Here is a 19,213-nt window from a genome sequence, read left to right on the forward strand (position 1 = left end):
CCGCCGCCCCCCACCGCCCCCCCCGAGGGGAACACCCGGGGCCCCGCGCAGGGGGCGCTCCACCTGGCCACCCGCAACCAGCCCTGACCGTTTCATGCACCGCATGAAACCCCAACACGGCCGGGGTAACCCGGCCGTTTTCTTTTTAATGGGGGGAGCGCTAAAGTCGATCGCCAAAGAGGAAGGAGCAGTTGTGGAAATGACCAAGAATGAGGTGGCAGCGAGGGCGCTGCCGGTGCAGGACGCACGTATTTATCCGCGCGGTGGTCTGGATGTGTTGTCGCGGGCAGAAGTGGCGCGGTTGCGCGACGCTTCCGGCGGCGGCATGCATGAACTGCTGCGGCGATGTGCGCTGGCGGTGCTGACCAGTGGCAGCGCCTCGGACGACCCGCGCGCTGCGCGCGATCTGTATCCGGACTTCGATGTACAGGTGACCCAGCAGGATCGCGGTGTCCGTATCGACTTGAGCAATGCGCCGGCGGTGGCCTTCGTTGATGGCGAGATCATCCGTGGTATCGCCGAGCTGCTGTTCTCGGTGGTGCGCGACCTTGCCTATATGGCCATCGAGCTGGGGCCGGAATACGCCTCCGACCTGGAGACCTCCGACGGCATCACCAATGCGGTGTTCGGCGTGCTGCGCAATGCGCGCATCCTGCAGCCCAGCGACCCGAATCTTGTCGTGTGCTGGGGTGGCCACTCGATTTCGCGTGACGAATACCTGTACACCAAGCAGGTCGGTTACGAGCTGGGCCTGCGTGGGCTGGACATCTGCACCGGCTGCGGCCCGGGTGCGATGAAGGGGCCAATGAAGGGCGCCACCATTGCCCACGCCAAGCAGCGCAAGACCAATACCCGTTACATCGGCATCACCGAGCCGGGCATCATCGCCGCCGAGTCGCCGAACCCGATCGTCAACCATCTGGTGATCATGCCGGACATCGAGAAGCGCCTGGAGGCATTTGTCCGTCTCGGCCACGGCATCATCGTGTTCCCGGGCGGCGTCGGCACCGCCGAAGAGATCCTGTACCTGCTCGGTATCCTGCTGAGCGAGGAGAACAAGGACCTGCCGTTCCCGCTGATCCTCAGTGGCCCGGCCATCGCCGCGCCATACTTCCAGCAGATCGACCGTTTCATTCGCTTGACCCTGGGTGACAAGGCGGCCGAGCGCTACGAGATCATCGTGGGTGATCCGGTGGGTGTGGCGCGCAAGATGTCACAGGGCATCAAGCGTGTACGTGAGTTCCGTCTCGCGCAGCGTGACTCGTTCTTCTACAACTGGCAGGTGGAGATCCCGCTGGCCTACCAGCAGCCGTTCGTGCCTACGCACGAGGCCATGGCAGGGCTGGATCTGCACAAGGGGCGTCCGGCTCCGGACCTTGCCGCCGACCTGCGTCGGGCGTTCTCTGGCATCGTCGCCGGCAACGTGAAGGAAGAGAGCATGGCTCGGATCGAGGAATTCGGTCCGTTCAAGATCCATGGTGATACCGAGATGATGCAGGCGTTGGACGAGTTGCTGCGTGCGTTCGTGGAGCAGCGCCGGATGAAGATCTCGGGCGAGTACCGCCCGTGTTATCAGGTAGTTGCCTGAGTATCAGCCGGGTAGGGTAATCGTGGTGATGTGGCGACCGTTCGCGGAATGCGTCGCCACATCGCCCAAGCCTGCGGTGAGTGCCTGGATGCGGGCCTTGGCTGATTCCAGGCCAACCTTGTGGCCGCCACGCACCGGTGCGTAGCCGGTCGGCGGCAACGCGTTCTCTATTGTTAGCCTTACCTGGTTCATCTCCTGACGCACAGTGACGTTCACGTCGCCGCCCTCTGCGTATGGTTCGATGCCGTAGCGGATTGCGTTCTCAACCAGTGGTTGCAGGGAGAGCGTGGGCACCATGATGGCTGGCAGTGGTGAGGGGGCGTCCCAGGAAATGCGCATGCGCTCACCAAAGCGCAACTTTTCGATCTCGACGTAACGCTGGGTCAGGGCGATTTCGTCTGCCAAAGATATTTCCTGCGGCCCGGCAAGCGCGGCGCGGAACAGGTCGGCCAGATCCAGCAGGAGGTGTTCGACAACCTCCGGGCGTTGGTGCACGAGCGCTGCGCCCGTATTGAGCGTATTGAACAGGAAGTGAGGGCGGATTCGTGCCTGCAGGGCTTCAAGCTCGGCTTGCTTGGTGCGCACCGCAAGTTGGCGGGCGCGCCAATGGTTCTGGAAAGCGGCAACACCCAGCAGCCCGAAGGTAAGTACGATGCCAGTGAATCGCAGTAGAGCGGATAGCCAGTTGCTTTCCGACATCGGCCACAAGGCCTTGAGCAGCCACCAGCAGGCGGCGCAGACCAGCAGGTTGCATACCACCAGCAGCAGCAGGGTGATGTTGGCTACCCAGGTAGGGGGGAGGCGGGACAGTGGGGTGCGCAGCAGGTAAAGCGCGCCCAGTGCCGACAGTGACACCCACTGCACCATCAATGAAAGCACCCCGAACAACACCCAGCGACTGCCGCTGATCTCCGGCGCCAGTGCCAGGATGATGGCCAAGCCTTCGCCGGCGATGATCGTCCAGGTGATGGCCGGTGCCTTCCACAGGGCGTCAAGCGGGGTGATCGCTTGACCAGCGGTTGGTCTGGAGTGCGGGCTGCCATTGGTCATGAATGAGTTACCGTCCATCGGCAGGGGCTGGCTATGGCGTGGGGGCTGGCTTAGCGTGTCAGCTTAGACAATATGGGGAGCTTGCGCATGGTCAGGTTTCGGCCAGCAAGGGGTTGCAGGGCAGGGGCGGCACACGCCAGGGGCTTCACTCTGGTCGAGATGATGGTGACGGTCGCGGTGATTGCGATTGTGGGGGCGATCGCAGTGCCCGCTTTCAGCAAGATGATCAGTCACAATCGACTTGTTTCCAGCAGCAATGAAATGATCGCCGCCTTGCAGTTGGCACGTGCCGAGGCATTGGCGCGGCGTTCCAGTACGGTGCTGTGCGCCAGCAATGATGGTACTACCTGCTCGGGCAGCATGGGCTCGCGCTGGATCGTGCTGTCGACGAAGAATGGCGTTCCCTTGGTGTTGCGCTCGATAACAGCGAACCCCGCGCTGCGTTTGGTCCCCAGTGCAAATGTGTCAGGTGCCGCGCGGATTGGTTTTTCGTCCGCCGGCTTCGTGCAGGTGGGTGGGGCGACCAGCGGCACCATTTCGCTATGCGCTGCCGACTTGAGTGGTAACAACGCCGTTGACGTTTCGGCAGCGGTCGTGCGCATTGCATCTACGCGCCGTGCCGCGGGTGCTGGCTGTTCGGCTCCGGGAGATATCTGATATGACTAGCTCTGGCGGAAAGCGCAGGATCGGGTTCGCGCAACAGCGCGGCATCGGCATGATCGAGGTGATGGTTGCAGTGTTGATCCTGGCAATCGGTGTACTCGGTATCGCCGCATTGCAGGCCATCACTCTGAAGAATAGTGGCAGCTCGGCTGCACGTACCCAGGCGGCGCTGCAGGCGTATTCGATGATGGACATCATCCGCGCTGATCGGGCCAATCTTGGTACCTACAACACCAATATCTATGTCGCAGGGACTCGCGGTGATCCCGGCACCATGGCGGGCTGGCTCGTGGGTTTGCAGCGGACAGTGGCCCCGGATGCGATGGGGCGGGTGGTCTGCGTTGCCAGTACGATGAGGTGCACAGTTGGTGTGCAATGGAATGACGCGCGCGCAACTGGCGGCGACGCCCAACAGAAGGTTGAGGTGGCCAGTAACCTATGAAAGCCATGAGCTCCCGCCGGCAGCGCGGTTTTACGCTGATTGAGTTGATGGTTGCGCTGTTGCTTGGCCTGCTGGTCGTGGCTGCAGCGGGCAGTATTTTCTTGTCCAACCGCCGCGTCTATGGTTCCACCGAAGCGGTGGGCCGGATCCAGGAGAACCAGCGCGCCGCGTTTGAGATGATGGCCCGTGACATCCGCGAGGCAGGGGTCAATCCATGCTCCCGTTTCAATGCGAGCAATCCGATCACGATCCAGATGACCGGTGCGGACGCGCAGTTCTGGGCGCGTTTTGCCAACGGGGTATTTGGTAGCACCAGTGGCGGGAATGATTCTGTGTCGTTGTACTTGGCCAATGGGCGCGAGTACCGCGTGCAGGACCATAAGAGACCGGCTGATGCCTTGACCCTCAATACGGCGGCAGGATTGGTTGCCAATCAATCCCTGATGGTGTGCAACACTGATCAGGCAATCGTGTTTGCTGCTACGGGTGTTTCCGGCGCGACGGTTCAGCATGCGGCGGGCAAGAACTGTGGCGCTGGTTTTACTCCAGTGCCGGATGCCAGCCAATGCAGCGCGGCGGTTTCTGGGCCTGGTTATTGTTTCCGTATTGCCACAACCCCAACGGCGGCGGACGTGACTGCTTGTCCGCGCGGTATTGGCCGCTCGCCCGCGTTCGTGGTTGTTCCCTATGAGGCGGGTTGGACCGTGGCTGACAATGGACGCGGTGGTTCTTCGCTGTATCGCACGGTGCAAGGCGCCCGCAGTGAGATCGCTGAAGGTGTTACCGCAATGACCTTGGGCTACAAGATCGGCAGCGCAGCAAACTATGTCAACGCCGCTGCGGTCGAGGCTGCGGCTGGCTGGGGACGGGTGACATCCATTCACCTGGTAATGACCTTGCAGGCAGCGCAGGGCTCGATGACCGATTCGGACCGACGTGGTGTGGATGGCGCGGTGCTGTCGCGGACCATGGAGGACTTCATCGTTCTCCGTAATCACCAGGAAGACATTCAATGAATTACCAATACAGGGCACTTGGGCGAGGCGGGCAGTCAGGTGCGGCGTTGATCGTGGTGCTGATGATGCTGGTGGTGATCACCTTGTTGGGGCTGGCCTCCATGCGTGGCGCCATCATGCAGGAGCGCATGGCAGCCAATACCATTTCGCGAGCCATGGCTTTCCAGGCGGCGGAGGCGGGCCTGCGCCAGGCTGAGATCGTGGCGCGCGACGGTAACCTCGGGTTCCCCAGTTCCGGGTGTAATGATGATGGGCTGTGTGCGACACCGCTGCCCGATGCGGATGCGCCTTGGGCGGCGGCGAGCTTCTGGGTCAATGGTAAGTTCCGGCAGGGCTCGGCAGTAAGTACAGTCAATGGCAGTATCACGCCGCGGTTTGTGATCGAGAACTTCGGTACTTCCGTCAATGGTGGTGGTGCATCCGACTGCATCGATCTTTCCAAGCCCTGCATTGCTACGAGCGAGCAGAGTGTCTTTCGCATCACCTCTTATGCTGCCACTGCTACGGGTGCAGAGGTGATCGTCCAATCGTTGTATCGCCGCTGATGGGGCACGTCATGAAAACTGCATTCTGCAAAAACAGTTTGTCGGAGCATATCCGCCTCGGTCTCGGCGCCATGTTGGTATCGATGATGGCTGCCGGCTCGGCGCAAGCGGTTTCATTCCCGCCCTATCCGCTGCTTACCGGTGGTGATTCGGTGCCGCCGAATATTATGTTGATCTTGGATGATTCTGGATCAATGTCGTATCTGCGAATGCCGAATGATAGTTCGAGCAATCTCTCGGACAATGTCTCGGATCGGTCGTATGTCAATAATACGATGTACTATAATCCGGCTAAGTCCTATCTGCCTTGGCGGACAGCGAATGTCGATGTAAACAACAGGCTTTCACCTGCTGATTTTAAGCAGGTTTCGACAAGTACTACTTCGTTGGATGGAAGTCTGGATCTGCGGGGGAGTTCGGAGTCCTACTTTTATATACCCAAGGCGAATGTCACATCGCCAGGAACTAATGCGAACAACTATTTGAAATACCGCATCGGGGTGTCCAGTGCTGCAGATAGCTATATGGAGGGCGTGGTGCAGCGCTTCTCCAAAAGTCAAAGCCTCGTGGATAAGTCGGTTTCAATTTCCAGGAACGGGAATACAAGTTGCATTGCGGTGCCGATTACCTCGGGCTGGAGTGAGCTGCAGGTCAACCTTTCGGGTTATCGCAGCACTAATCTCTATGTCTACTCAAATAGCAGTTGCAGTAGTCAGTCGCTGATTGGCTACGATGATTCAAATAGTTCCTCAAAGAGCGTAGAGCTGAGCGGTGGGTATTCGAATATCTATCTCCGGTTATACAACACCAGCAACAGTTCTGTTGATGTTAGTTATAACGTTCAGGCTTCGCTTTGGTTGAATGAAACTCCTACCGGGCGTAGTCAGCAAGCCGAATTGCAGAATTTTGCCAACTGGTACCAGTATCACCGTACTCGCAATAAAATGGCCAAGGCGGGTGCTTCTGAGGCATTCGGAAAGCTTGGAAAAAATTATCGGGTCGGCTATGACACGATCTGGAACCGTGGCGGTAGTCGCGAGAATGTTTTAGGTAGTGTGCCGAATCTTCCGATCGCCATAAATACCGATGGCGGGCTTTTTCTAGGTGCCAATCGTGAGAATTTCTACTCGCGACTGCAGGGTACTGGTGCGAACGACGGTACGCCGTTGCATGGTGCGCTGCAGCGTGCCGCACGTTATTTTGCTACCGATGATCCGTGGAAGGATTCGTCTGGAAACAAGCTGGTGTGTCGCCAGAATTATGCAATTCTGACCACTGACGGATATTGGAACAATAAGTCCGGATTTGTCGGTGCGGATCTGGCAAAGTATTCGGACGGTAAAAGTGCTGGTGATGGCGCGGGCAATGTGGATTACGGTGCGGGTTATCCCTATGCCGATGAAACGGCATATTCGCTGGCTGACGTGGCGTATTATTATTGGAAGAATGATATGCGCCCCGAGTCCGGGATGCCGAACTCGATTCGCCCCAGCAGTCGAGATCCTGCGACATGGCAGCATATGGTGACCTTTGGTGTGTCAATCGGTTTGCAAGGGAATTTTGACCCCAAATTGGCGTCACCGAATCCGTTTCCGGATGTCTGGGGGAATGATAAATATACGAATTCTTCGTGGAGCAGTAGTGACGGCAAGCAACGCATTGATGATCTTTGGCACGCAGCAATAAATGGTCGGGGCGATTTCATCGTTGCAACCGATACCGAGAAGTTTGCGAATGCGCTGTCCGCGGCGCTGGCATCGATCGATGAACGCAGTGCTTCTGGTTCCAATATCGCCTCAAGCTCAACCAAGACCGATTCTGCAACCCTGACTTTCGTGGCAGGCTTTACCTCGGTGTCGTGGATCGGCAATCTTATTGCCAGTCCGTTCAATGCAGCTTTGACGGGTGTTTCCGATACGCCGCTATGGTCTCTTTCCAGTAGCTTTGCCAGTGGTGGGGTCAATGCGAGCGGGTTCAAGGATCGGACCATATTGACCAGCAAGGATGGCACCGCCCAGCTCTTCACCAGTGCCATGGCCAATACCGGCGTTTTTGCTCGCACCGCAACCGCTGATGTGGTTACGGCCGATAATAATATCGCCTATCTGCGTGGTGATCAGAGCAAGGAGGAGTCCAAGGCTGGTGGCTACTTGCGAACTCGTGCCTATCCATTTGGTGACATCGTTGATTCGTCGCCGGCGTTTGTCGCTGACAACAAGATGGTGTACGTCGGCGCCAATGATGGCATGTTGCATGGGATCAATGCGGACAATGGCAAGGTTTTGTTCTCGTACGTGCCCAAGGGTATTGATTTTGAGGCGATGGCTGGCCTGAGTTCCACGACCTATACGCACCGTTATTTTGTCGATGGGCAGATAGATGTGACCAGCAGGGCCAATCAGGGTAATGGAAAAAACATATTGGTGGCGGCGTTGGGACGGGGTGGGCGCGGCGTGTTTGCCCTGGACGTAACCGATTCAACGAGAATGGGTACAAGCAACGTATTGTGGGACAAGACGTTCCAGACGCCCAAAACCAGCGCGACTCCGGACGACGATTTGGATATGGGCTATGTGCTGGGCGCAGTCCGTATTCGCAACGGCAATGGAGGCAAGACCTATGCGCTGGTGCCCAATGGTATTGATAGTCCAAACGGGTCCGCCGTGCTTTATGCCTACGAGCTGTCGCCGACGGGCACTATTGTTGCAACCCGAAAGTTGGTGGCTGACACCGGGACCGGTAATGGATTGATGTCTACCGGGCTGGCGGATCTGAATGGCGACGGTAAGATCGACGTCGTTTACGGTGGTGACCTGAAGGGTAATATCTGGCGCTGGGATTTCCAGGGCAACACGCCAAGCACTACCGCAGTGAAGTTGTTCCAGGCCGTGGATGCAGGTAAGGCTCCTCAGCCGATAACCGGCGGTCTTGGTGTAGGCCGAGATACTTCCGGCAATGTTTTTGTCGGATTCGGCACGGGCAGGTTCATTTCGAGCAGCGATGTGCCCGCAAATGCGACTACTACTACCCAGGTGCAGAGCATCTACGGCATCATTGACTCTAACTCGACCATTGCCAATCGTTCCGAGTTGCAGGCCCGTACCATTCCTTACACAGGCAAGACGGCGAGCGGAAAGGATGCGCGTGGATTCGAAACTTACTCCGCGCTGCCAGCTGACAAGAAGGGTTGGTATATTGATCTGGCAATTCCCGAGCGGGTGACGTCGGCACCAACGGTGTATGGTTCTGCGATGTATCTTGCATCGCAGATTCCTGCTGAGGGCGTTGATTGCAATGGCGCTACGGGTAGGGGTTACATCAATGCCATCAATATTTTCACGGGGACCAGTCCAAAGAGTGGCGGCTACTTCACGGATCAAACCGGATTGAATGGTGGCGTTATCGGCTCGATCGGTGTCGCAGGTGGTATGCCCACCGAGGTCAATATGACCAGTTCGTTGGCGACTGTGGGTACCGGGCAGGGTCCGGGCAGTGACGGTAGCAGTGGCACCCAGAGTGACGGGACCAATCCGCCTACCATTGGTCGTCCAAGCCGTATCAGCTGGCGTGAAATCGTTCCGGAATGAGCAGCGGGGATATGAACATGTCGAAACAGAAAGGTTTCACGTTGATTGAGTTGATGATCGTGGTGGCGGTGATCGGCATTCTTGCCGCCATCGCCTACCCCAGCTACATCAATCACGTGGTCAAGGGGCGTCGCGTCGCTGCGGCTGGCTGCATGTTGGAGTGGGGGCAGTTGATGGAGCGGCAATACGCTACCAGTCCGGCCAATGGTTATGCTTCGGCACCGGTCGCGACCAGCCTGCCTTGTCAGAACGAGATCAAGGACCACTACGCCATTGTTCCGGTTGCGGGCGCTACTACGTTCACGATCACGGCAACGCCGCAGGGCGCGCAGTCGTCGAAGGACACGCTGTGCGGTGTGCTCACTATCAGTGAGACTGGTGCACGAACTGTGAGTGGATCGGCGGGCTCTGATACGAGCAAGTGCTTCTGACTGTTGTCTGAAAGCTGATGGACGGGCCGCTTTGCGGCCCGTCCTGTTTTGGGGCTTCAAAAAGTCGCGGCAAAAAAAACCTGCGATTGCTCGCAGGTTTTAAATTTTGGCGCCCGAAGTTGGACTCGAACCAACGACCCCCTGATTAACAGTCAAGTGCTCTAACCGGCTGAGCTATTCGGGCGGGGAGGCGCATTCTACTTAGCCCTGCAGATTGTTGCAACACCTTCGGACTACTTTGGGCATCTGGCGACATTGCTGCCGCGCTGGCTACGCGCCCGGCCTGCGTTGTTGACCACGACCTTGCTGAGCAGGGCACCGTTGTCGCTGCAGATGGATAGCGTGAGATTTGAGCCGCTGCTGCGACCGTCAGGGAGGTAACGGATGCGGGTTCTGCCAGCAGTGCTGAAGAGTTGCACACCAGAAACCGGTGGCGGATCGGCGCGGATGATGTCGGTCGCCGCGTCGGGGCGGCCGTTGCCGTCGCCATCAAGAAATATCAGCCATTCCAGCGTCCAGTCGGCGCCACTGCTGCAGTGGACGCCGTTGCTGGATGGGCAGAGCACGGTTGCGGTGCGTCGGTTCACCGCTGTCGTCCTGGCTAGATAGAGCTGCGCCATCACCGCGTTGCTGGCGGCGAGTACGCGATTGCGTTCAAGCAGTGGCGCAAGTTGTGTGGCTGCTATCCCGGCGAGCGTGGCGACCACGCAGATGCAGACAAGCAGTTCGACCATGCTGACGCCGCCTTGCTGCGCAATTGGCTGACGCGACTGGTGTGGGCTGGAGGCTGGCATGGCCGGTTGTCCGGGGAGTGAGCAGTGATGCTCACCAAAGGCCCGCAGCAGCGGTGTCGCCGGAGAGAGTGGCTGAACATGGGGTTAGCCCTTGCCGCGTCGTCTTCTCAGGGCTGGCTATACTGAGTGGTCCACGCAGGTCTTACTCGCCATGTCCGACAGCTTCCAGCTCGTATCGCCGTATTCGCCCGCCGGCGACCAGCCGGCCGCCATCGAAAAGCTGGTGGCCAACTTCGAGGCCGGCATCGCCAAGCAGACCCTGCTGGGCGTGACTGGCTCGGGCAAGACCTACACGATTGCCAATGTGATTCAGCAGGTGCAGCGCCCGACCTTGGTGATGGCGCCGAACAAGACCCTGGCTGCGCAGTTGTACGGTGAGTTCAAGGCGTTCTTCCCGAACAACGCGGTGGAGTACTTCGTCAGTTACTACGATTACTACCAGCCCGAGGCCTATGTGCCGTCGTCGGATACCTTCATCGAGAAGGACAGTTCGATCAACGAGCACATCGAGCAGATGCGCCTGGCAGCGACCAAGACCTTGCTGTCGCGGCCGGATGCGATCGTGGTGGCGACGGTTTCGGCCATCTATGGCCTCGGTGCGCCGGAAGACTATCTGTCGCTGCGTCTGATCCTGTCCAAGGGTGAGCGCATCGATCAGCGTGACCTGATCAAGCATCTGACCCAGCTGCAGTACACCCGCAACGAGTACGAGCTGCAGCGCGGTACTTTCCGCGTACGCGGTGAGGTGATCGATGTGTTCCCGGCCGAGCTGGACAGCGAGGCGCTGCGCATCGAGTTGTTCGATGGGGATATCGAGCAGCTGAGTATGTTCGATCCGCTGACCGGCGAGAGCCTGCGCAAGATGCAGCGCTACACCATCTATCCGAAGACCCACTACGCGACCACGCGTGAGCGCGTGCTGGCAGCGGTCGAGACCATCAAGGTCGAGCTGAAGGAGCGACTGGAGCAGTTGTACGCGCAGAACAAGCTGGTCGAAGCGCAGCGCCTGGCGCAACGAACCCAGTACGATCTGGAAATGATGGCCGAGGTTGGCTATTGCAACGGCATCGAGAACTACTCGCGCCACCTTACCGGCAAGGCGGCCGGTGATCCGCCGCCGACCCTGTTCGATTACCTGCCGCCGGATGCATTGTTGGTCATCGACGAATCGCACGTGACCATTCCGCAGATTGGTGCCATGTACAAGGGCGACCGTTCGCGCAAGGAGACCCTGGTCGAATTCGGCTTCCGTCTGCCGTCAGCGTTGGACAACCGTCCGCTGCGCTTCGAAGAGTGGGAGGCGCGTTCGCCGCGTGCCATCTATGTGTCGGCGACGCCGGGTCCGTACGAACTGCGCGAGTCGGGCGATGACATCACCGAGTTGGTGGTGCGTCCGACAGGCCTGATCGATCCGCAAGTGGAGATCCGCCCGGTCGGTACCCAGGTCGATGATCTGATGTCGCAGGCGACCGAGCGCATCAAGATGGGCGACCGCGTGCTGGTCACCACGCTGACCAAGCGCATGGCCGAGAACCTCACCGAGTACCTGGGTGAGCACGGCATCCGTGTGCGCTACCTGCACTCGGACGTGGATACGGTCGAACGCGTGGAAATCATCCGTGACCTGCGCCTGGGCAAGTTCGATGTGCTGGTTGGCATCAACCTGCTGCGCGAAGGCCTGGACATGCCTGAGGTGTCGCTGGTCGCGATCCTCGATGCCGACAAGGAAGGCTTCCTGCGTTCAACCGGCTCGCTGATCCAGACCATCGGTCGTGCGGCGCGCAATGTGCGCGGCAAGGCGATCCTGTATGCCGACAAGATCACGCGCTCGATGCAGGCGGCGATCGATGAGACGGATCGACGCCGGCAGAAGCAGGTGGAATACAACGAGGTGCACGGCATCGTGCCGCAGTCGGTGATGCGGCCCATCGTCGACATCCTGGAAGGTGCGCATGAAGAAAGCTCGCCCAAGTCCAGTGCCAAGGGCAAGGGTCGTCGCGTGGCCGAGCCCGAGGCGGATTACCTGCCGCTGGAGCCGGCCAAGCTGGCGGCGCGCCTCAAAGAGCTGGAGCAGACGATGTACCAGCACGCCCGTGACCTGGAGTTCGAGGATGCCGCACGTATACGCGACCAGATCCATCGCCTGAAGGAGGCGAATCTGGGCTGAGCCGGCCCGGTGTGAAATATTTCCAGAAAACGGTTGTTCTTCGTGAAGAGCAGGGTTAAGATACGCGCCCTCGCAGCGAAGAAATTGTTGCTGAGACGGGCGGTTAGCTCAGCGGTAGAGCACTACCTTGACATGGTAGGGGTCACAGGTTCGAACCCTGTACCGCCCACCACTTCCTCGGGAAGTGGCCACGAAAGCCCGGCGTCGGCCGGGTTTTTTGTTTCCAGGTGATGTTATGCGTTGCGGTGTGGCTGATTCGGCCCTTGTGACGTAGAAAGGCTTCAAACGGGCGGTTAGCTCAGCGGTAGAGCACTACCTTGACATGGTAGGGGTCACAGGTTCGAACCCTGTACCGCCCACCACTTGAAACCAGGCGTCAACAGCGGTTTCGGTGGATTTACATGACGGACGAGTCGGGCCATCTGGCCTTGCATCTACGCTCCGTTTGCCCGGCAGATCCGGGTGTCTCTTTGGTTCTGCGGAACCCTCTGTGGTCATTGTTCATGCGCGGTTCGCAGCGCGCAGGATTGTGCGCGCGGGGCCGTGTCGTCTATGGGCCTCTCGCCATGCCTGTCGCGACAGCATCTTCATCTGCTGCACGGGAGTATTTGTTCGCCCGGCGCTGAGTGGTTCTCGGGTGCTGGCGGTGGCTGGATACTGTGTGCCCTGATTCCGTTGGCGTATTCCCATGGGCTGTTTGGTTGCCCTGTTGAACTCCCGGTCTTTCGTTGAGGTAGCGTGATGTCCAGTCGTAGGCAGTTTCTTGCCCAGCTTTCTGTTGGCGTTGGTGTGGCGGCATCCGCGAAGATCGGCATGTCCGCGCCGTTGGTGGCGATGGCCGAGCCGCAATGGCGTGTGCCTGCGGAGGAAGCGCCGCAGGAGCGTGTGTTTCTCGCCTATGCCGCATCCAAGGCGGTCTGGCGCGACTGGGCTGGCCCGGTGAACAGGACGGTTGCGCTGCTTGCCAGGACGATAGCCCGCTATCAGCCGGTCACCGTTCTGTGTCGCCAGGCGCAGGAGGCTGAGGCCAGGCGGGCTTGTGGAACCACCAATATCCGCTACATGCCGATGCCGCTGGATGACATCTGGGTGCGCGACTACGGTGGCTGCTTCGTGCTCGGGCGCGATGCGCAGCTCGGGCTGGTTGATTTCAACTTCAATGGCTGGGGGCGCAAGCAGGCCTTCGCGGGTGATACCGCCGTGGCGAAAACCTTGAGCACGGATCTGCACGCACGCTATATACGCAGTCGCCTCACCGGCGAAGGTGGTGGCATCGAGGTGGACGGTGATGGCACGGCCATCATCACCGAGAGTTGCTGGGTCAACGACAACCGTAACCCGGGCATGAGTCGTGCACAGATCGAAGATGAGCTGAAGTCGCTGCTCGGCCTGCGCAAGATCATCTGGTTGCCGGGAATCAAGGGGCAGGACATCACCGATGCCCATGTTGATTTCTATGCCCGATTCGCGGAGCCGGGCGTGGTCATCGCCAATCTCGACAATGACCCAGAGTCCTATGATTTCGCGGTCACCCGCCGTCATCTGGAGATTCTCAATGCGGCCACCGATGCGTCCGGGCGGCGTCTGCAGGTGCATACGCTGTCGCCACCGCAGGAGCCGCGCGACAACATGTATACGCGTGAGGCTGACTATGCGGCTGGTTACATCAATTTCCTGCCGATCAATGGTGCGGTCATCGCTCCCGAGTTCGGTGATGCCGAGGCGGATACGCGCTGCAGGGATCTGCTGAAGTCGCTCTATCCGGGACGCGAGATCGTCCAGCTCAATATCGACCCGATCGCGGCCGGTGGCGGCGGCATTCATTGTGTGAGCAAGAATCTTCCGGTTTCTGGTGGGGCACGGCGGTAGTTGGGCGTGGCTGGGCATTGAGGATCCGTGGGTGTCCGGCCGCTTCGATGGGGTCGGCTGATTGGGTCGTCGGTTGCTGACCGCAGGTGGCCATCGGGGCCTTCCCGTGATTGCCGGTTTTACGGGTTTTGCCGGGCTTTCGGGGTGGTCCGAGGTGGCGTTGCTGGGGCGCCTTCATTCTGCTGAAATCCGGCTGCGGATGCCGGCGTTCAGGCTTCTGTCGCTTAAGGTGGGATGGCTGCGCGGAAAGCCCCAGAGCAGGTTTGCCCCGATTGGTTTACTATCTCCACAACAACCCATTAGGCAATCGAGGTGGCCCGCGCAAAGCGCCGGCCGAGCGTGTGACATGAGCACTACCATCGCCCACTACTGATCTCCGCCACCGCCCTGTTGCAGGCGCCGTCGTGGCGCTTTTTTATTGCCCAGAATTCCGTGAATCCCGTGAAATCGCGCCTGTTGGCGTTGTTTCCAGCCCGCCCGGCGGGTCGTGACCTTTGGTGAATCCCATGATCAACATCACTCTTCCAGACGGCAGCGTCCGTCAGTTCGAAAACCCGGTCAGCGTCATGGACGTTGCCCAGTCCATTGGTGCGGGCTTGGCCAAGGCCACCATTGCCGGCGCCGTGGATGGCGTGCAGGTGGATGCCAGCGACGTGATCGATCACGACGCTTCGCTGCGCATCATCACCGCCAAGGACGAGGAGGGCGTGGAAATCATCCGCCACTCCTGCGCCCACCTGGTCGGCCATGCCGTGAAGCAGCTGTATCCGGAGGCCAAGATGGTGATCGGTCCGGTCATCGCCGAAGGCTTCTACTACGACATCTACAACGAGCGCCCGTTCACGCCGGAAGACATGGCGGCGATCGAGAAGCGCATGGGCGAGCTGATCGCGCAGGACTATGACGTGATCAAGAAGGTCACGCCGCGCGCGGAAGTGGTCGAAATCTTCAAGGCGCGTGGCGAGGACTACAAGCTGCGCCTGATCGAAGACATGTCCGACGACATCACCGCGATGGGCATGTACTACCACCAGGAATACGTGGACATGTGCCGCGGCCCGCACGTGCCGAACACGCGCTTCCTGAAGTCCTTCAAGCTGATGCGCATCTCCGGTGCGTACTGGCGTGGCGATGCCAAGAACGAGCAGCTGCAGCGCATCTACGGCACTGCCTGGGCCGACAAGAAGCAGCTCGAGGCCTATATCAAGCGCATCGAAGAAGCTGAAATGCGCGACCACCGCCGCATCGGCAAGCAGCAGGACCTGTTCCACCTGCAGGAAGAGGCGCCGGGCCTGGTGTTCTGGCACCCGAAGGGTTGGTCGATCTGGCAGGTCGTCGAGCAGTACATGCGCAATGTCTACCGCCAGAGTGGTTACGGCGAAGTGCGTTGCCCGCAGATCCTCGACGTGAGCCTGTGGAAGAAGTCCGGTCACTGGGATAACTACCAGGACAACATGTTCTTCACCGAGTCGGAGAAGCGTACCTATGCGCTGAAGCCGATGAACTGCCCGGGCCACGTGCAGCTGTTCAACCAGGGTCTGCACAGCTATCGCGACCTGCCGATTCGCTACGGCGAGTTCGGCGCCTGCCATCGCAACGAGCCGTCCGGCGCGCTGCACGGCATCCTGCGCGTGCGTGGTTTCACCCAGGACGATGGCCACATCTTCTGCACCGAGAGCCAGGTCGAAGCCGAAGTGACGGCTTTCCACCAGCAGGCGCTGGCGGTGTACAAGGCGTTCGGTTTCGAGGAAATCCAGATCAAGATCGCGCTGCGTCCGGAATCACGCCTGGGTGACGACGAGACCTGGGACAAGGCCGAGGGCGCGCTGCGCACCGCGCTGTCCAGCTGCGGCGTCGAATGGCAGGAGCTGCCGGGCGAGGGCGCCTTCTACGGCCCGAAGATCGAGTACCACCTGAAGGACGCCATCGGCCGTACCTGGCAGCTTGGCACCATGCAGGTCGACTTCATGATGCCGGGCCGCCTCGGTGCTGAATACGTGGACGAGAACAGCCAGAAGCGCCATCCGGTGATGCTGCACCGTGCGATCGTGGGCTCGATGGAGCGTTTCCTGGGCATTCTGATCGAGCAGCACGCCGGCGCGTTCCCGACCTGGCTGGCGCCGGTGCAGGTGGTGGTGGCCAATATCACCGACGCCCAGGCCGATTATGTCGACGAAGTTCGCAAAAGCCTTGCAAATCAAGGCTTCCGGGTTGACGCCGATTTGCGCAACGAGAAGATCGGCTATAAGATTCGCGAGCATACGCTGCAGCGCGTACCGTACCTGCTGGTCGTGGGCGACCGCGAGAAGGAGAACGGGGCCGTGGCGGTACGCACGCGGTCCGGTGAAGACCTTGGTTCGATGTCGGTTCAGGCCTTCGTTGAGCGGCTGCAGGCAGAATTGAAGCATTGAAGTAAGTAGGGCCCCGGCCCCGGCGGACACTCCGCAGGGCCGGTACTAATCCACTTGGAGATTGCAATATCAGTATCCCTGACAACAAACAGAACCGCCGTAATCAGGAAATCCGGGTGCCGCGCGTACGCGTGATCGGCAGTGACGGTGAAATGATTGGCGTGTTGTCGCGCGACGAAGCGCTGTCCATGGCCGAAGATGAAGGCCTGGACCTGGTTGAAATCCAGCCCCAGGCCGATCCGCCTGTCTGCAAGATCATGGACTTCGGCAAGTTCAAGTTCGAGATGCAGAAGAAGGCCAACGAGGCCAAGAAGAAGACCAAGCAGGTCGAGATCAAGGAAGTGAAGTTTCGTCCGGTCACGGACGAGGGCGACTACCAGATCAAGCTGCGCAACATGCGTCGTTTCCTCGAGGACGGCGACAAGATCAAGGTCAACATCCGCTTCCGTGGCCGCGAAATGAGCCATCAGGAACTGGGTCGCGAGATGGCCAACCGGATCGAGGCTGATCTGGGTGAGGAAATCGTGATCGAGTCCCGTCCGCGCCTGGAAGGCCGGCAGATGGTCATGATGATCGCGCCGAAGAAGAAGTAAGCCGTCGGCCCACGGGCCTGCTGCTTTGCTGAACAGGGAGGGGCTTCGGCTACCTCCCTGTTTGCATGCCTGTTCAGCCAATTTGAGTGCCAGCCCGCTTGCGGTTTGCAAGTGGCTGGTGCACAAGGCATAATGGGCGGCCCGGTTCGCCGGGTTTGTTGTTTGCTTCACCCCAGGACCTGCCTGCCTCCAGTGGGAGCGCGGGCTTTTGACAGACAAGGGCAAGGATGGAAAGTGTGGGTCAGCCCACCGCCCAGTCAGTAAAGAGACCATCAAGGACATAGCAATGCCCAAGATCAAGACCAACCGGGCGGCGGCCAAGCGTTTCCGCAAGACCGCCTCCGGCAAGTACAAGTGCGGTCACGCCAACCGTAGCCACATCCTCACGAAGAAAGCGACCAAGCGGAAGCGTAACCTGCGTCAGACGAATCACGTCCGCGCAGAAGACGCAGGCCGTCTGGACCGTATGCTTCCCTACCTCTGAGGACTGAACCATGGCACGAGTAAAGCGTGGTGTGCAGGCGCGCCGCCGCCACAAGAAAGTATTGGATCTCGCCAAGGGCTATTACAACGCCCGTCGCAAGGTCTTCCGCGTTGCCAAGCAGGCAGTCATCAAGGCACAGCAGTACGCCTACATTGGCCGTAAGCAGAAGAAGCGCAATTTCCGTTCGCTGTGGATCACCCGCATCAATGCGGCTGCCCGCATCAACGGCCTGAGCTACAGCCGTTTCATGAACGGCCTGCTGAAGGCTGGTATCACCCTGGACCGTAAGGTTCTGGCTGATATCGCCGTGCACGACGCAGCCGGTTTTGCCGCTCTGGCAGAAAAGGCCAAGGGCGCACTGGCGGCATAAGTTCTTCCTGCAGCAGTTGTAGCGTTCACGCGCAGCGGCTGTGGTGAGACAATGCATGGGGAAGGGCGCAAGTCCTTCCCCATTCTTTTTTGTGCTGGTTGCCGCTGCCGATGGTTGCGCGGCGGTCAGCCACTGGTGGCGACGGGGGTCGGCCCGGCGCGTACCGCGTAGGCAAGCCGGCCAGAGGTTTCGTCGATCCCATGAGTGACATCCAATCCTTGACCGCGCAGGCGCTGGCCGATGTGGCCGCGGCGCAGAGCCCGGAAACGCTGGAAAACCTGCGTGTTTCGCTGTTGGGCAAGAGCGGCAGCATCACTGCCCAGCTCAAGCAGCTTGGCGCATTGCCGGCCGACGAGCGCAAGGCGGCGGGCGAGGCGATCAACATCGCGCGCGACGCCGTGTCCTCCGCGTTGGGTGAGCGCAAGACGCTGCTGGAAAACGCCGCGCTGGATGCACGTCTGGCCTCTGAAAGCATCGACGTCACCCTGCCGGGCCGTCATGGCGAGCGCGGCGGCTTGCACCCGGTCACGCGCACCCTGGAGCGCATTACCGAAATCTTCGCCCGCCTCGGTTACGAACTGTCCGAAGGCCCGGAAATCGAAGACGACTGGCACAACTTCGAGGCGCTGAACTTCCCGCCGCACCACCCGGCGCGCGCCATGCACGACACCTTCTACTTCGGCGACGGCCGTCTGCTGCGCACGCATACCTCTGGTGTGCAGGTGCGCTACATGGGCGACCACAAGCCGCCGCTGCGCATGATCGCGGCCGGCAAGGTGTACCGCAGCGACAGCGACCAGACCCACTCGCCTATGTTCCATCAGGTCGAAGGCCTGCTGGTGGACGAGCACTCCAACTTCGCCGACCTCAAGGGCACCTTGTCCGAGTTCGTGCGTGCGTTCTTCGAGCGCGATTTCGAGATGCGTTTCCGCCCGAGCTACTTCCCGTTCGTGGAGCCGGGTGCGGAAGTGGACATCGCCTGGCAGCAGCCCGATGGCAGCACCCGCTGGCTGGAAGTGCTGGGCTGCGGCATGGTCCATCCGAACGTGTTGAAGTCGGTTGGTATCGATCCGGAGCGTTACACCGGCTTCGCTTTCGGCCTGGGCGTGGAGCGTTTCGCGATGCTGCGTTACGGCGTCAACGATCTGCGCGCCTTCTTCGAAAACGACGTCCGTTTCCTGAAGCAGTTCGCGTAAACGAGCA

16 protein-coding genes and 3 tRNA genes are annotated in these 19,213 nt (G+C 59.9%); 16 read left to right on the top strand and 3 right to left on the bottom strand.

The window, feature by feature from the left end; genetic code table 11:
• Positions 1 to 199 precede the first annotated feature (199 nt).
• On the top strand, positions 200 to 1,588 hold the full coding sequence (gene ppnN / locus ACVOMF_RS14070; RefSeq protein ID WP_481509853.1) for a nucleotide 5'-monophosphate nucleosidase PpnN: 1,389 nt from the start codon (positions 200 to 202) through the stop codon (positions 1,586 to 1,588).
• Positions 1,589 to 1,591: 3 nt separating this feature from the next.
• Here ppnN and ACVOMF_RS14075 read toward each other — a convergent pair whose 3' ends face one another.
• Positions 1,592 to 2,638: a sensor histidine kinase gene (locus tag ACVOMF_RS14075; protein WP_481509854.1), complete on the bottom strand. Its 1,047-nt coding sequence runs from the start codon at positions 2,636 to 2,638 to the stop codon at positions 1,592 to 1,594.
• Between the two features lie 87 nt (positions 2,639 to 2,725).
• Here ACVOMF_RS14075 and ACVOMF_RS14080 point away from each other — a divergent pair, with 87 nt between their 5' ends.
• The 6 genes from ACVOMF_RS14080 to ACVOMF_RS14105 are packed head-to-tail and all read left to right on the top strand — an operon-like array spanning position 2,726 to position 9,322.
• Entirely contained in the window at positions 2,726 to 3,295 is a 570-nt protein-coding gene (locus tag ACVOMF_RS14080) for a GspH/FimT family pseudopilin (RefSeq protein WP_481509855.1), read from the top strand.
• Between the two features lies 1 nt (position 3,296).
• The gene (gene pilV, locus ACVOMF_RS14085; RefSeq protein WP_481509856.1) at positions 3,297 to 3,743 is read left to right on the top strand and encodes a type IV pilus modification protein PilV; all 447 of its coding nucleotides are present in this window, start codon (positions 3,297 to 3,299) and stop codon (positions 3,741 to 3,743) included.
• Positions 3,740 to 4,759 carry a PilW family protein gene (locus ACVOMF_RS14090; protein ID WP_481509857.1) on the top strand — a complete coding sequence of 340 codons (1,020 nt, stop codon included), beginning with the start codon at positions 3,740 to 3,742 and terminating at the stop codon, positions 4,757 to 4,759. The genes pilV and ACVOMF_RS14090 overlap by 4 nt, the downstream gene beginning before the upstream one ends.
• Positions 4,756 to 5,304 carry a pilus assembly PilX family protein gene (locus tag ACVOMF_RS14095; protein ID WP_481509858.1) on the top strand — a complete coding sequence of 183 codons (549 nt, stop codon included), beginning with the start codon at positions 4,756 to 4,758 and terminating at the stop codon, positions 5,302 to 5,304. The genes ACVOMF_RS14090 and ACVOMF_RS14095 overlap by 4 nt, the downstream gene beginning before the upstream one ends.
• Positions 5,305 to 5,315: 11 nt before the next feature.
• The gene (locus tag ACVOMF_RS14100; RefSeq protein WP_481509859.1) at positions 5,316 to 8,891 is read left to right on the top strand and encodes a pilus assembly protein; all 3,576 of its coding nucleotides are present in this window, start codon (positions 5,316 to 5,318) and stop codon (positions 8,889 to 8,891) included.
• A 17-nt stretch (positions 8,892 to 8,908) separates the two neighbouring features.
• Positions 8,909 to 9,322, top strand: coding sequence for a type IV pilin protein (locus ACVOMF_RS14105; RefSeq protein ID WP_481509860.1), 414 nt, complete (start codon positions 8,909 to 8,911; stop codon positions 9,320 to 9,322).
• 107 nt (positions 9,323 to 9,429) lie between these two features.
• Here ACVOMF_RS14105 and ACVOMF_RS14110 read toward each other — a convergent pair.
• A tRNA-Asn gene (locus tag ACVOMF_RS14110) sits at positions 9,430 to 9,506 on the bottom strand.
• A gap of 49 nt (positions 9,507 to 9,555) precedes the next feature.
• A complete protein-coding gene (locus ACVOMF_RS14115) occupies positions 9,556 to 10,116 on the bottom strand; it encodes a GspH/FimT family pseudopilin (RefSeq protein WP_481509861.1) in 561 nt (186 codons plus the stop codon).
• Between the two features lie 151 nt (positions 10,117 to 10,267).
• Between ACVOMF_RS14115 and uvrB the strand changes: the two genes are divergently transcribed.
• The 9 genes from uvrB (at position 10,268) to pheS (ending at position 19,206) form a co-directional block, all read left to right on the top strand.
• Complete coding sequence (uvrB, locus tag ACVOMF_RS14120) at positions 10,268 to 12,283, top strand: excinuclease ABC subunit UvrB (RefSeq protein WP_481509862.1); 2,016 nt, start codon at positions 10,268 to 10,270, stop codon at positions 12,281 to 12,283.
• Between the two features lie 97 nt (positions 12,284 to 12,380).
• Positions 12,381 to 12,455, top strand: a tRNA-Val gene (locus tag ACVOMF_RS14125).
• A 115-nt stretch (positions 12,456 to 12,570) separates the two neighbouring features.
• Positions 12,571 to 12,645: transfer RNA gene (locus ACVOMF_RS14130), tRNA-Val, on the top strand.
• Positions 12,646 to 13,024: 379 nt separating this feature from the next.
• On the top strand, positions 13,025 to 14,152 hold the full coding sequence (locus ACVOMF_RS14135; RefSeq protein ID WP_481509863.1) for an agmatine deiminase family protein: 1,128 nt from the start codon (positions 13,025 to 13,027) through the stop codon (positions 14,150 to 14,152).
• Positions 14,153 to 14,658: 506 nt separating this feature from the next.
• Positions 14,659 to 16,563 (top strand): threonine--tRNA ligase, encoded by a 1,905-nt coding sequence (gene thrS, locus ACVOMF_RS14140; protein ID WP_481509864.1) that lies wholly within the window; start codon positions 14,659 to 14,661, stop codon positions 16,561 to 16,563.
• Positions 16,564 to 16,631: 68 nt separating this feature from the next.
• Positions 16,632 to 17,156, top strand: coding sequence for a translation initiation factor IF-3 (gene infC / locus ACVOMF_RS14145; protein WP_282265677.1), 525 nt, complete (start codon positions 16,632 to 16,634; stop codon positions 17,154 to 17,156).
• A 286-nt stretch (positions 17,157 to 17,442) separates the two neighbouring features.
• Positions 17,443 to 17,640, top strand: a complete 198-nt coding sequence (gene rpmI / locus ACVOMF_RS14150) for a 50S ribosomal protein L35 (RefSeq protein WP_002811096.1) — start codon at positions 17,443 to 17,445, stop codon at positions 17,638 to 17,640.
• Positions 17,641 to 17,650: 10 nt separating this feature from the next.
• A complete protein-coding gene (gene rplT, locus ACVOMF_RS14155) occupies positions 17,651 to 18,010 on the top strand; it encodes a 50S ribosomal protein L20 (RefSeq protein ID WP_054657697.1) in 360 nt (119 codons plus the stop codon).
• 200 nt (positions 18,011 to 18,210) lie between these two features.
• Entirely contained in the window at positions 18,211 to 19,206 is a 996-nt protein-coding gene (pheS, locus tag ACVOMF_RS14160) for a phenylalanine--tRNA ligase subunit alpha (protein ID WP_296253773.1), read from the top strand.
• Positions 19,207 to 19,213: the final 7 nt, after the last annotated feature.

The organism is Stenotrophomonas sp. STEN022 (genome assembly GCF_056760155.1).